Origin of the sequence: Christiangramia sp. (genome assembly GCF_029937855.1) — a bacterium.
In the GTDB taxonomy this organism is placed as follows: Bacteria; Bacteroidota; Bacteroidia; order Flavobacteriales; family Flavobacteriaceae; genus Christiangramia.
The window spans coordinates 171,800-184,635 of the sequence record NZ_JAPYPC010000003.1; the positions used below are offsets into that span (position 1 = coordinate 171,800).

A 12,836-nucleotide genomic window follows, 5' to 3' on the forward strand; every position below is an offset into this window, starting at 1 on the left:
ATATAGGGAGTGTAATTTAAACTCTGTCCTCTGCTTCACTCCTTGGGTACCCCCGAAGGAGTGGTCGCTAAATCGAGCTTGATCCGGTCTTCAAATCTAATGTATAATTGCTGGATTGTCAAGCTCCAATTTTGAAGTGGGCTCGTCCATTTCTTTTGGATATTTTTGGTGGCCAGATAGACCAGTTTCAATAGTGCCATAGCGTTGGTGAAAGCCCCTTTGGTCTTGGTCATTTTGCGCACCTGCCGGTGGAAGCCTTCCACGGCATTGGTGGTATAAATAAGTTACGGATGGGCTGGGTGTATTTAAAGTACTGTGAGAGGTGTTCCCAGTTGTTTTGCCAGCTTTCGATAACCATCGGGTATTTCTTCCAGGTCCAACAGTTGATCCTCTGCCACCTCTTTGCTGGTGGCACGATAGACCAGTTTTAGATTTGCCATAAACTCCTTTTGGTCTTTGGAGGCCACGTATTTCATTAAGTTCCTTATTTGGTGGATAATACAAAGTTGTACCTCCGTCTTTGGAAAAATACTTAGTATGGCCTCGGTAAAGCCCTTGAGGTTATCGGTACAGACAATCAATATGTCATCCAATCCGCGGTTTTGCAGGTCGGTAAGTACCTGAAGCCAAAAATTGGCGCCTTCGCTCTCGGAAATATACATCCCAAGCACCTCCTTATACCCGTCTTTGTTGATGCCCAACACATTGTAAAGGGCTTTATGTTTTATCTTTCCATCAACCTTGACCTTGTAGTGCATGGCATCCAACCATACGATGCAGTAGAGGGGATCCAAAGGACGGTTTTGCCAGGCTTTTACATCAGGGATGATCCGGTCGGTGATCTCGGTAAGCACATTGTGGGAGATCTCGGTATCGTACATTTCTTTTATATGACTACAAATATCCCGGTAGCTCATACCAAGCCCATAAAGTCCAATAATCTTATCGGAGAGGTTATCGGCAAGAATGGACTGGCGTTTTTTGACCAATTCGGGTTCAAAGCTGCTCTGCCTATCTTGTGGGGTTTCGATTTCAAAACTCCCCATGCCGCTTTTGATGGTCTTTTTGTCTTTTCCATTACGCTTGTTGCCTTTGTTTCGCTCATCGCTATCCAAATGGCCTTCCATTTCTGCTTCAAGGGCTTTTTCTATGAAACTTTGAAGCATAGGTGCAAAGGCACCATCCTTTCCAAAAAAGCTCTTGCCTTTACTGAATTGTTCCAAGGCTTTTTTACCAATCTTGTTTAATTCTTCTTGTGTCATTTTCAATCTGTTTAAGTATTAGTATAAAAATTCTCAGACAGACTTCGAATTACACCCTCCTTATAGTTTTTTATTTTATTGTGAATTATACCATTTAAATAGATTTTTTTTCTTGCCCCATATCTGCCATAACCTTGCGCATGGTTCCTGTGCTGTTTTTATAGCGTACGGGAAGTTAAGCGTTCCTGCCTACCGCCCCGAATAAGGGAGGGGCAGGCAGGAAATAAAAATGGCATAGGGCGCATTTAATGAGTTTTTTAACTTTAAGATAATCCTGTAATTATGCATTGCAACAGCAATGAATGGAAAAAGAGGCTGTCCACCTGTTAAAAAACCGTGCAGCATTATTAGTCATTTTCGTCCTCATCATCGTCTTCGCCGTTGTTATCTTCGGCATTCAGGAAATTACCGTCTGCGTCAAATTCCAGTTCCACCCCATTATTCAGGGTTACCTCATAGGAACCATCGGATTCAACTTCAGCTTCAATAATAGTATTATCAGGATAATTCTCACCTATATAATCCAATATCATCTGTGGTAAATTCGCAGGATTAATGTCTTCATCCTCTCCCTGGTCATCATCATTCTCATCCTGCGCCTGTCCCAGAAAATTGCCGTCCCCATCAAAGATAAGTTCAACATCATTTTCTAATTCGACTTCATAATTTCCATTGTTTTCCAATTCGGCTTCTTCAATGGCCACCCCGGGATAGTTTTGAGCAATGAAATCCAGTATATTTTGAGGTAATTCTGAAACCTCTACTTCCTCATCGCCAAAATCGTCCTCCTCGTCTGTATCCTCTCCAAGAAAATTACCCTCCGAATCAAAAACCAGTTCGGTATCATCGCTCAGCGTGATCTCATAATTTTGATTGTCTTCTATTTCAGCTTCTATAATGGTCAATCCCGGATAATTATCTGTGATATAATCCAAAATGTTTTGTGGTAAGGTGGAGGTGCTAATACTTGCGTCTGCTGAAAAAGCAACAGCATTTAAGTCTGCTTCAAGGGATTCTTCATTATCAGTGCATGACTGTAATACCAGCAATAAGAAAGTACTTAGAAAAATTTTATACGTTTTCATATTTAATAGTTTAGTTCGTTTTTGACGGATATAAATCCAATTCCATCGATAATAACGTCTGTGAATTCTTCAAATTGTATGAATTCGGCTTCAAAATATAAAAAGGCTTGATTTAAAAATCTCTTTTTTAATCAATTTTAACAAATTAGGTGTTGATAGTGAACTCATTAGCTGTTCGAGTCTAAGTTTTCACCACTCTCGTAGTCCCTTTATCGGTGCACGGTAAGTTAAAGTAAAAACAGCATAAGACGCATACCACTTATGCGACAAAATTTACTGTAAAAAATTGCCTTTTTATAAGGCTTACCGGAACTTTTACTGTAAAAATTAGGATAATTTGCGACAAGGAAATTGTCATGACAAATGCTACTTATTTTCTTCCAGCCACTGGTAATATCCATTCTTGATTTCAGGATTTTCTAAAAGATAATTTTCAAATAGTTCACTTTCGGAATTCATCATTTGATACATTTCAAATTTTTCTTCGGCTGCTTTTGTGGCAGAAGATTTAAAATATCCTAATAAGCCTAACATTAGTATTCCGAAGATACCGAATAGAAGAAGCATATAATTAGGCATCAACCGGGCATTTTTCAGTTTCTGATCAATATTTTTGAGTATGTCATCTTTCAACTGATCATTTTTTTCCTGCTTTTCCAGAAAAGCGTTCAGGTTTTTGTCCAATGCTTCAGTGCTGATGGGTATACTCATTTTCTCGATTTCTCTGGAAAGCTCCTGTAGCTTTAGAATGGCCAGTTTAAAATCGGTCATTTCATCAGTCATCAATTCCATGATCTCATCTAGTTTTTTCATATCTTATAAGGTTTAATATCATATTCCAATTCCAGTATCCAGCGCCCTTTTTATCACCTGTTTCACCAGATCCTTTGCTATTTTAGCAGCCATATTGGAGCTGATTTGTACGGTCTTATCCAACAGCTTTAAGCTCTGAGGGATTTCCTTCAGCCTGGAATAACTTGTATTCTGACTGATTTCTCCTATGAGCCGGCCACCCGTCATCTGCCGATGTACCTCGCTTCCTTTTAGATTGGCGCCTTGAAATTCAAATCGAAAGCCCTGCAGTTGATTGGATTTATTCATACTCGGAATGACCTTTACATTACGGGCTTTCATGTTCTTGATGTATTCATCAAGCGATTTAGGCCGCTTCTCCAGCACTTTGTTATTGATATGTCTAATGGCCAATCGCTGCCATTTTAATTCCTGCAGCTTTTGCTGTTGTATTTCTTTTACCCGGGTAAGACCTAACTGTTTGGCAACATTGTCTGCTGCGATCTGACTTCGCTTGCCGATAAAACTATCTTTGTAGGTTTCTCCATTTAAGCTAATTCGATTTGCATAGATATGGATATGGGTATGTTCCTTGTCTTTATGTACAAAACCAATAGCCTGATGATTCTGAAGGTTCATCTCCTTTATAAATCCCTGGGCAATCTTTTCCAAATCCTGGTGGCTTAATTCCTTTCCGTCTTTGATGGTAGGACTCACTATAAAACTCAGGGTGTTTTTAGTACAGTGGTCATTTTGAGATTGAATGATCTTAAACTCATCGGTTATCTGCTCTGGCGTATCACCGGCCAGATGTTGTTTGAGAACTACTTCGGCTTCTTTTTCCTGGTTCCATCCATAGTCGATGGCAGCCTTGGTACTTGCTATAGACTGTCCTTTACCAATCATTTTTTAAAGTTTTGAAGGTGTGTTCTAATTTCTTCGGCTAGATCTTCAACATTTTTAGCCAGCCGGGGATCACTTTTTTTAAACATATTACTGATTCGCATAAAGTTGTTTTTATACTGGATCAGTAGCTGATAACATTCCAGTTGTTCCGGAGTTAATCGTTCCACGATATTGAGTTTGAAAGCGGTAGCCCGGAGATATTCTGAAAGGGAAATTCCAGCCCGGGCCGCTCTTTTTTTGAGTAGCTTTTTCTCGTAGATCGAGCAACGTATCTGGATGTATTCCCGTTTCATTTTTAATATTTTTTTCTTTGCAACCTCCGGGCGCAAAGCAAGATTGTCATGACAATGACACATCTTGCTTTGCTACTCAAAACGATTTGTGGCTACTATAAATCCACTGCCCAGAAGCTTGTTTTTCATTGAGATCTTTATAGTTTTTATAGCGATGACTTTGGTCTTTTAAGTTGGGATAGTACTGTAATAATTCCTCTGCGTTTTTCTTCCCGGCCTGATCATTATCCAGGTAGAGATCAACTGATATATAATTGTTAAAATAGCGGGTAATCTGTTGTAAAAAAGAAAGCGAGTTTAAAACGATGATATCCGAACCATTTAATTCCTGAGGATACATTTCAGCGATGGATAATAGATCAAACATCCCTTCACAAACTACTAGGTTATCCTTTTCCTTCTTCAGATAGGTATAGGTTTTAGGAGCACTGGAAGTTTTAAAATAGAGACTGCGCAGTTCCCAACCACCATCCTTATTTTGAAGTCCAATGGCATAGTAAGAATTCCCTTTACACTCATACCATACTTCTTTGCAGTAATTCCTGGCTACTTGTAAAGTAATACCTCGAGATCGCAGGTACTTCTTTAAATAACTCCTAGTGATCGGTTGGACCTTTATGTTGGTGTTACCGCTATCATTCGTAGAAGTATCTTCTATGGGTCCCTGGCATGAAAATACTGGCAATTCATCAGACAGGAATTGAAGGGCTTGGGCAACACTACAAATAAATACTTTGCATATCAGGTCGATAACATTTCCACCTTCGCCTATTCCGAAGTCATACCATCGGTTCTTTTTTAAAGATACTTTGAAAGAGGCCTGTGTTTCTGACCGTAGGGGGCTCAGAAACCAGGCTTCTTTCTCCGTTTCCCTACTGGGGAAGTGCCCCAATTTTGCGAGTGTTTCTACGATGCAAATATTGCGGGCTCTTTCACAGTTTAGTTTTTGAAGTTTCATTTTTTTTATAATTTTAGCTACCTACTTACCTTTTCCTGTCATAGCAAGGCTTTTCAAATAAAAATGCTAGTTACCTTTAGTTACCTGTCTTACCTAAGCTTCGAGATTTAGGTAACTTAGGTAAGATGAACCAAGTTTTACTTACCTGGTCTTAAGCCTTGTCATAAAAGGGATGACCTTATTTAGGTAAGTAGGTAAGTAACTTTTATTTTTTTTAAATTATTTCTTTCCTGTTTTACCTAAACAAAGCCCTCACCCATGGACGGGGTTTTGTTTAGGTAAGCTGATGAAAGACGGTCCTATTTTTTATTTCAATAGCATTTTTATTCTAGCCAATTAGCTTCATTTAGTATCTCATCAGTATTCTCTTAATTTCTGTCATCATTTTTATTTTGATGACACTTTGATGACAAAATGATGACAGTATTAAGCCTTACTATTACTAGTCTCATCTTACTCTGTCATCAATTCATCAAAAAAAAGAGAAAACCAACGACCCTACCTCCAGAAAATCAGTTTGAAAATGATGAAACGATGACAGCGCATGGGAACCCCAGTAAAATCTGGTGATTCCCCGTCATCATTTTGTCATCAATTCATCATTTTTGTTTGAGCCAGCAGTACTTAGTCTGCCTTTGCATCCTCAAACTGCTCCTGCAAAAACATTTTTGTTATAGTGAAATAGCGTCCTTTGGCTTCCTTCCAAAGAATATCCCCATCAGCGTACATTACAAATCTCAAATAGCGATTCGAGTTGGGTTGATTGGTAAGGTTCCAGTCCTTTTTAAAGATTTTCCGAATCTGGGTCAAATCAGTTCGAATCCGGGATTTGCCCAATCCATTCAATGCATCCACTGGACATAACTTTAGCTCATTAGAATCATCCGATTCCATAATAGCTAAGAGTAAACTGGCCAGCTCCTTCTCTACCCTATTTCTATTATTATGAACCAGTTTACGCAATGCTTTTGTTTCTATTTGCTCAGCGGTAAACCACATGCGTGTTTTTTTGCTGCTTTGCATTTCCCGATTTTTTAGGAAATGAAGAAATGCAGGGATTTCCTGGTTGAGAGATTCCAGTAATTCCGTTTTCTCTTTTTGTGCCTTTGGTACTTTCAGCACCCAGAACCGAGTTTCATGCTGATCGATCTTAATGAAGTTTTCTTCATTATTACTGCAGAGAATAAACTTGCCAAAGAATTCTGCTTCTCGTTTATCCTTTCCCTTAGCTTCGAGCTTATTATAATTAGTGGTACTAAGAAATTTTATTCGTTCGGTCAGTTCTTCCTTATTAAATAAGACTTCATCAACGCAGATCAGTAGTTTGTTTGTCCAGTCTGAATTGAACTGACTACTGAAATCATCATTAAGCAGATAAGTAAGATTTCCCTGGAAGATATTCTTGAGCCATTTTAGAAACGTACTCTTTCCAGTGGAGCGTTCCTGGGAGACCAAACAAAGGATGGGTAGAATTTGAGTGGGCTTGGTATAAAGTAACTGCAGGTAATCCAATCCTAATTCCCGGTGTTCACCAAATATATGCGCTACAAAAGCTAAAGATCGTTTGATACTTCCTTCTTCCGGCGTATGGCTCAAAGGAGCATAGGTATTATAAAAATTATGGAAGGTCGATTGAAAATTAATATGGTCGGGAATACAGGTGAATCCATCATATTTTGGAATCTGCGCCAGAAAGGTTTTTCCGTGATCCTGGCGGATCGTTTCGATATTCCAGGGAATCAAACTTTGATTAGTGTGCCCGGAAATAGACGGAATTTGTACCAGTTTATAATATTGAGTGCCTACCCGTATATATTCAATTTCAATATTCATCTAAATTTGGATGCAAATCAGCTAAAACATTTACTGACAAAACATCAATTAAATATACTGAAAATCGATTATAATTACATATTATTCAGTGATAATTTATTTTAACTAAGAATAGTGCAATTTAAAACTCTGAAATTTATTTTAAGTGCTTTTAAGATAGCAAATGGTGTTAAATGATTGTTTTTGTATTTTCTATTAAAACAGATTCAGAAATTAATAACTGAATCTAGGGCTTCATCTGAACTTTTGTGAATGAAATTTGCTTGATAACCCATGGTTGTGCTTAAACTACTATGCCTATATAATTTCTGTAACATTTGTGGAGAAACTTTGTCTCCAGCAATATTTCCGAAACTATGCCTGGCGATATGATTCGTAATTTTCTTATTTATCTTCGCAAGCCTTGCAATTTCAGATAGATTATTATTAAAGCGTTTTATAGCGCTTTTTATAGCACCGTATTTTGCCGGAACTTCCTTAGCACCTACTTTCTTCAATTCTGGAAAAATGAAATCAGAATAGGAATTTTGGTCTTTTCTATAGAACTCTAAAATGGTGAGAACTTTATTAGGTAATTTTAGGGAATCAATTTTATTATTTTTACTCATTTTATAGAAAAGTCGGTCTTCTACTATATCATTCCATTTCATATTCAATACATCGGTAATCCTTATCCCCGCGAGATAAAAAGAAAAAAGAAATACATTCCGGGTATGCCAAATAATACTATTTTCTTCTAGGGAAAGCTCTTCGATTTTAAGTATTTCTTCCTCATTGAGGCCTATTTTTATCGATTGAGGATATTTAATGAGTATTTTACCTCTTCCAAAAGGATAAAGGTTTTGCTCGATAACTCCCCTGCTTATGGCCCTATTAAATAGAAGTCTGATAAATACATAGTAATTCATCACAGATCGCTCAGAAATATTCTTTTGAATTTTCAGAAATGTTTTGAGGCGTTTAAGCATTAATTCATCTATCTCTTGAAAACTTAATTCTCTTCCTTTTGTGAATTCGAGAATTCTTCTCACTTTACCCCTATCTGAAATTGCCCTGTTGTATTTATTTGCTTTGAATAAATCGTCCACATGCTCGTTGGCTAATTCAAAAAATGAATTATTCTTTCTTTTATCTCTTACTGAATCCAAAATTTGTTTGGCAGTCAATTTCTTTCCATTAGATCCTGCTTCAAAAATAATATCATCAATTTGATCGAATTTTTTCCTAATTAATCTGTTTAGTTGGGCGTATTTAGGATGAGATTTTTTCACTCTTTCTCCTTCCTCACTCCAGTCGGTTGGATCTATATTATATCCGAGATATAAATAGCTTCTTCTTCTGTATGCTGTAACTCGAAAAGCCAACCTATATATATTTTCTCCATTAGTCTTTTTTGGATGTAAAACTACCTTTAATTTTGCCATAATTTTCTCGTTTACTTTTACTAAGATAAGAAATCTGGGTAACACATAGGTAACACTTTTAATGGTCTTGCTTGATTACAAATGAATACAAACAAAATGTATTTATTTGATTTATAGTTATTTACATATGTTTGAACTCATTTGATATCTTCTTTGAGCAAACTTAGGATCTAGTGCCGCGAGGTGTGAAGGTTCGAGTCCTTTCGCCCGCACAGCAAGAGAAAAGCCGACTTTAACGAGTCGGTTTTTTTATTTAAATCTGAAAAATTACATCGTAACTAATAGTTCTACATATAATCCTAAATCTTAACTCCAAAACCATAGTTAAAGATCAACCTAAGCCCCACATAAAAAACAAGGATCGCCGTTAAGATTCCGAGAAATTTAAGATTGAATTTCTTAAGGGAAAGATAAGAACCGATACTTCCGCCGAGCACTACGGCAAGGATCAGTTTAAAGATTAGATCGTAATTGATTTGAAAAGTTCCGGCAACATTCAGCCCTACAACTCCGGCAACAGAATTCACCAATATAAACACTGAAGCCAGTGAGGCAATGATTCTGGGATTAGTCCATTTAAGAATATTTAAAACCGGGGACAAAAATATACCACCACCAATCCCGGAAATTCCTGAAAGCAAGCCAATGCTTCCTCCAAGCAGAAACTTCTTCGGCTTAGAGAATTCCTGCGATTCCAGTTTGCTTTTGATGAATTTCAGAATCATAAATATTCCTGCCAGCATGAGGGCGCTTCCTAAAATCAAAAAAAAGTAATCCTGTGGTAATTTCAACTGGGCACCTAAATAGGCCATGGGAATACTGAAAACGAAGAATGGCCAGATAAGCTTCCTTTTTAATATCCCGCTTTTTATATAAACGACTGTTCCTATGCTAACCACACAAATATTCAGGAGCAGTGCAGTGGACCGGATTTCATAAAAATCGGTTAGCACCAGGCTTAAAATGGCCAGGTAACTGGAGCCGCCGCCAAAACCAACGGAACTATAAAATAAGGCGATTAAAAAAAAAATAAACGGCAGGTATTCTATCGGCATTTTATGAAATTAGAAAACACTCTATGAGATCACCTTTTTTAACCGCGGTTTCAGCATCCAGGAACGCCAGTGCATTTCCAAGCGCCATAGACCTGATCATTGATGAACTTTGGCCGTCCAAAACCTCCACCTGAGCGTTTTGAATTTTTGCCTTGAGAAAAGCAGGCCTCTTGGTCTTATTCTCAAAGTCATGGGCAAGGGGAAAAGAATACCTCTCCAATCCTAATTTTACTGAACCGCTTAGTTTCTGCAAAAATGGTAATACATATATGTAAAAACAGCTTAACGAAGAAGCCGGGTTACCTGGTAAAGCGAAGACAAATTTATTTCCTTTTCTTCCAAAATAAAGAGGTTTCCCCGGTTTCTGGAAAACTTTATAAAACTGCTCCTCTACTCCGTTCTCTTCCAGCGCCTGTTTTACAAAGTCATAAGCCCCCACCGAAATTCCCCCGGAAAGTATCAGAACATCAGTTTTCTCCAATGATTTTTCTATTCCTGATTTAATCGCTTCAAAATTATCCTCGATCTGTTTTTTAGCCTGGCATTTATATCCAAAATGTTCACATGCTGAAGCCAGTGCATAGCTGTTAGATTCATAGATCTGACTTTCTTTCTTTGGTTTTCCGGGTTCAATTAATTCGTTTCCGGTGGTGATCAGATTAATAACGGGTTTCATAAAAACCTCAATTTCAGCAAATCCCAATCCGCCGATTAAACCTATTCCTGCAGGCGTGATTGTATAGCCTTTTTTAAAAACAAGCCTGTCTTTTTCTAACTCTTCGCCTTTTCTACGAATACACTGACCTTCTTTTGGCTTTTCGTCAAGTACAAGTTTATCGCCCTCAACTTTTGTTTTTTCCTGCATCATTACCGCAGTGGTGTTCTCAGGAACTTTCGCGCCGGTAAAGATCCTTACCGCTTCTCCTCTTTTCAGTTTTATTTCACTCTTATCACCGGCAGCTATTTCGCCCACGATTCTATATTCCGTAGCAATCCCGCATACAGCATAACCATCCATAGCTGAATTATCGAACGAGGGCATATCAAATGGAGCCAAAATATCTTTGGAAATTGAATAACCCAGACACTCATTCAGGCTACGATTTTCGACCTTTAATTCAATCGATTGATCTTTGATGATCTTTAAAGCATCGTCTATACTTACCATCAGCCTCCTATTGAAATCATTGAACGATTGTTTTCATAATGATCTGCATCCATTTTTACATCCATGCCGTCGCGAGAATATTTTTTGGTTTTGATGGCATTGATGATAATATTTTCCATTTCTTCCCCATTTCTAAACGGCGTGAGCAGATCTGTTTCAGAATTCGCAAAAAGGCAATTCTTCATTTTTCCATCGGCAGTTACACGAATCCGATTACATTCATCACAAAAGGGGTTGGTAATAGTGCTTACAATGGCAAAACTACCCACGTGGTCTTTCACCTTAAAATTGGTAGAGGTGCTATGCTTTGGATTTTCCAGCTCTTCCACATCTCCGAACTTATTCGAAACGGCATCTAAAATTTCCTGTTTCCCCACACCTTTGCTCCAGTCCCATTTATTGCCTTTAAAGGGCATGAATTCAATGAATTTTACGGTAAGGTTTTTATGTTTCGTAAGCTCAATAAAATCATTGATCTCATTATCATTTACGCTTTTGATGAGTACAATATTCAGTTTTACTTCCATATCCATTTCCAGCGCTTGCTGAATATTCTTCCAGATACGATCAAAATAATCCCGCTTGGTGATAAAAACCGATTTGGCCTTATCCAGTGTATCCAAACTAAGGTTTATTTTTTTCAATCCTATTTTCTGAAAAAGTTCCAGGTATCTATCCAGCATAATCCCGTTGGTAGTGATTTTTAGTTTGACCCCCAATTTCGCCAATTCTTCCACCAGATATCCAAAGTTCTTTCGCACCAATGGTTCACCGCCGGTAAGGCGAATCGTATCCACGCCCAGATCCCGAAAAGTTCTCGAAAGTTCAATGATCTCTTCAATACTCATTATACTGGATTTTTCCATCAACTCGATCCCTTCTTCCGGCATGCAGTAGAAGCATCTAAGGTTGCACCTGTCTGTCAGGGAAATCCTGAGGTAGGTATGTGGTCTTCCAAAATTGTCTACAATTCTCTTTTTCTCTTCAATCATGTCTTTTTCCTTCTATCACTTTAAAAACGTGCAATACATGCGGAAATATTGCATCCATGCATTCTGCGGCTCCTTTGGTAGATCCAGGTAAGGCCAGCACTATTTTCCCATTCATAATTCCTGCAACCAATCTTGACAGCATAGCGTACGGCATTCGCTGCTGACCGTAATTTCTCATTTGTTCCTCAACGCCTTTTAGTTTCAGGTCCAGCATTGATTCAATAGTTTCCGGGGTTACATCACGTGGTCCAACGCCCGTCCCACCGGTAAAAATAACTAAATCTGAACTTGCCTTTTTTAATGCTGATCTGATCTCTTCAGCTTCATCAGGAATAATTTCTATTGTTGAATCGATTTCGAAATCTTTCAGTTTTGAAGCAATCGCTTTTCCGGCTTTATCTTCTCCTTCACCTTTAAAAATTGTATCTGAACAAACCACGACTTTCGCAGTGAGTCCTTCAGAATTGATTTTAAAGGAAGATTTTCCACCTTTTTTATTCTGAAGTCCAATTGTTCCAATTTCTACATTTTTATCAATCGGCTTCAGCATATCATACATGGTTAGCGCGACAATACTGGCACCGTGCATGGCTTCCACCTCGACACCCGTCTTATAAATGGTTTTCACTGTAACCGAAATTTGAATCTCCAGGCCGTTGATCTTATAATCGATGCCGGTATATTCAATAGGCAATGGATGGCAATCGGGTAACAATTCCGGGGTTTTTTTCACTCCCAGTAATCCGGCAGCTTTCGCCATTTCAAACACATTCCCCTTCGGAACTTGATTTTCTCTTATCGCATTAATAGTCTCCTCGCTGGAAGTCCGCACCACAGCTATGGCGGTCGCTTCCCTAAGTGTCGTTATTTTATGAGTGATATCTACCATATATGTTTTCGACTATAAAGTTTTAATTGTTACTTTTTTCCATTGATGAAAAAAGTAACCAAAAAAATCTAGGCTTACGAAACTTTATCTAAATTTTAGAAACTCACGATCAAGAATGGATGTAATCCAAAATTTAGTATGCTCGAACAACCTAAAATTTTACGGTTCATTCGCTTTAA

Annotated in this window: 11 protein-coding genes and 1 pseudogene; all 12 read right to left on the bottom strand. The window is 38.1% G+C overall.

The annotated features are described in order from the left end of the window. Positions 1-35: 35 nt before the first annotated feature. Positions 36-1,262: pseudogene (locus tag Q1K34_RS03020) on the bottom strand (IS256 family transposase). Positions 1,263-1,609: 347 nt separating this feature from the next. After that, positions 1,610-2,347 (bottom strand): PepSY-like domain-containing protein, encoded by a 738-nt coding sequence (locus Q1K34_RS03025; protein WP_300434318.1) that lies wholly within the window; start codon positions 2,345-2,347, stop codon positions 1,610-1,612. A gap of 366 nt (positions 2,348-2,713) precedes the next feature. Further along, positions 2,714-3,160 (bottom strand): DUF6730 family protein, encoded by a 447-nt coding sequence (locus Q1K34_RS03030; protein ID WP_300434320.1) that lies wholly within the window; start codon positions 3,158-3,160, stop codon positions 2,714-2,716. An 18-nt stretch (positions 3,161-3,178) separates the two neighbouring features. Then, complete coding sequence (locus Q1K34_RS03035; RefSeq protein WP_300434322.1) at positions 3,179-4,045, bottom strand: relaxase/mobilization nuclease domain-containing protein; 867 nt, start codon at positions 4,043-4,045, stop codon at positions 3,179-3,181. Continuing rightward, positions 4,042-4,338: a mobilization protein MbpA gene (gene mbpA / locus Q1K34_RS03040; protein ID WP_300434324.1), complete on the bottom strand. Its 297-nt coding sequence runs from the start codon at positions 4,336-4,338 to the stop codon at positions 4,042-4,044. The genes Q1K34_RS03035 and mbpA overlap by 4 nt, the downstream gene beginning before the upstream one ends. Before the next feature lie 76 nt (positions 4,339-4,414). Further along, complete coding sequence (locus Q1K34_RS03045) at positions 4,415-5,296, bottom strand: toprim domain-containing protein (RefSeq protein ID WP_300434327.1); 882 nt, start codon at positions 5,294-5,296, stop codon at positions 4,415-4,417. A 624-nt stretch (positions 5,297-5,920) separates the two neighbouring features. Beyond that, positions 5,921-7,129 carry a primase-helicase family protein gene (locus Q1K34_RS03050; protein WP_300434330.1) on the bottom strand — a complete coding sequence of 403 codons (1,209 nt, stop codon included), beginning with the start codon at positions 7,127-7,129 and terminating at the stop codon, positions 5,921-5,923. 206 nt (positions 7,130-7,335) lie between these two features. After that, the gene (locus Q1K34_RS03055; RefSeq protein ID WP_300434333.1) at positions 7,336-8,553 is read right to left on the bottom strand and encodes a site-specific integrase; all 1,218 of its coding nucleotides are present in this window, start codon (positions 8,551-8,553) and stop codon (positions 7,336-7,338) included. Between the two features lie 299 nt (positions 8,554-8,852). Then, entirely contained in the window at positions 8,853-9,608 is a 756-nt protein-coding gene (locus tag Q1K34_RS03060) for a sulfite exporter TauE/SafE family protein (RefSeq protein ID WP_300434336.1), read from the bottom strand. A gap of 1 nt (position 9,609) precedes the next feature. After that, entirely contained in the window at positions 9,610-10,776 is a 1,167-nt protein-coding gene (gene glp, locus Q1K34_RS03065; protein WP_300434338.1) for a gephyrin-like molybdotransferase Glp, read from the bottom strand. After that, positions 10,776-11,768, bottom strand: coding sequence for a GTP 3',8-cyclase MoaA (moaA, locus tag Q1K34_RS03070; protein ID WP_300434341.1), 993 nt, complete (start codon positions 11,766-11,768; stop codon positions 10,776-10,778). Before moaA ends, glp begins: the two co-directional genes overlap by 1 nt. Continuing rightward, positions 11,761-12,657 carry a bifunctional molybdenum cofactor biosynthesis protein MoaC/MoaB gene (gene moaCB / locus Q1K34_RS03075; RefSeq protein ID WP_300434344.1) on the bottom strand — a complete coding sequence of 299 codons (897 nt, stop codon included), beginning with the start codon at positions 12,655-12,657 and terminating at the stop codon, positions 11,761-11,763. The genes moaA and moaCB overlap by 8 nt, the downstream gene beginning before the upstream one ends. Between the last annotated feature and the right edge of the window lie 179 nt (positions 12,658-12,836).

Excerpts from the sequence above, each read along its gene's own strand:
- Q1K34_RS03050 (WP_300434330.1), bottom strand. The coding sequence starts at position 7,129 with ATGAATATTGAAATTGAATATATACGGGTAGGCACTCAATATTATAAA.
- Q1K34_RS03035 (WP_300434322.1), bottom strand. The coding sequence starts at position 4,045 with ATGATTGGTAAAGGACAGTCTATAGCAAGTACCAAGGCTGCCATCGAC.
- Q1K34_RS03055 (WP_300434333.1), bottom strand. The coding sequence starts at position 8,553 with ATGGCAAAATTAAAGGTAGTTTTACATCCAAAAAAGACTAATGGAGAA.
- Q1K34_RS03025 (WP_300434318.1), bottom strand. The coding sequence starts at position 2,347 with ATGAAAACGTATAAAATTTTTCTAAGTACTTTCTTATTGCTGGTATTA.
- moaCB (WP_300434344.1), bottom strand. The coding sequence starts at position 12,657 with ATGGTAGATATCACTCATAAAATAACGACACTTAGGGAAGCGACCGCC.
- Q1K34_RS03060 (WP_300434336.1), bottom strand. The coding sequence starts at position 9,608 with ATGCCGATAGAATACCTGCCGTTTATTTTTTTTTTAATCGCCTTATTT.
- moaA (WP_300434341.1), bottom strand. The coding sequence starts at position 11,768 with ATGATTGAAGAGAAAAAGAGAATTGTAGACAATTTTGGAAGACCACAT.
- Q1K34_RS03030 (WP_300434320.1), bottom strand. The coding sequence starts at position 3,160 with ATGAAAAAACTAGATGAGATCATGGAATTGATGACTGATGAAATGACC.
- glp (WP_300434338.1), bottom strand. The coding sequence starts at position 10,776 with ATGGTAAGTATAGACGATGCTTTAAAGATCATCAAAGATCAATCGATT.
- Q1K34_RS03045 (WP_300434327.1), bottom strand. The coding sequence starts at position 5,296 with ATGAAACTTCAAAAACTAAACTGTGAAAGAGCCCGCAATATTTGCATC.
- mbpA (WP_300434324.1), bottom strand. The coding sequence starts at position 4,338 with ATGAAACGGGAATACATCCAGATACGTTGCTCGATCTACGAGAAAAAG.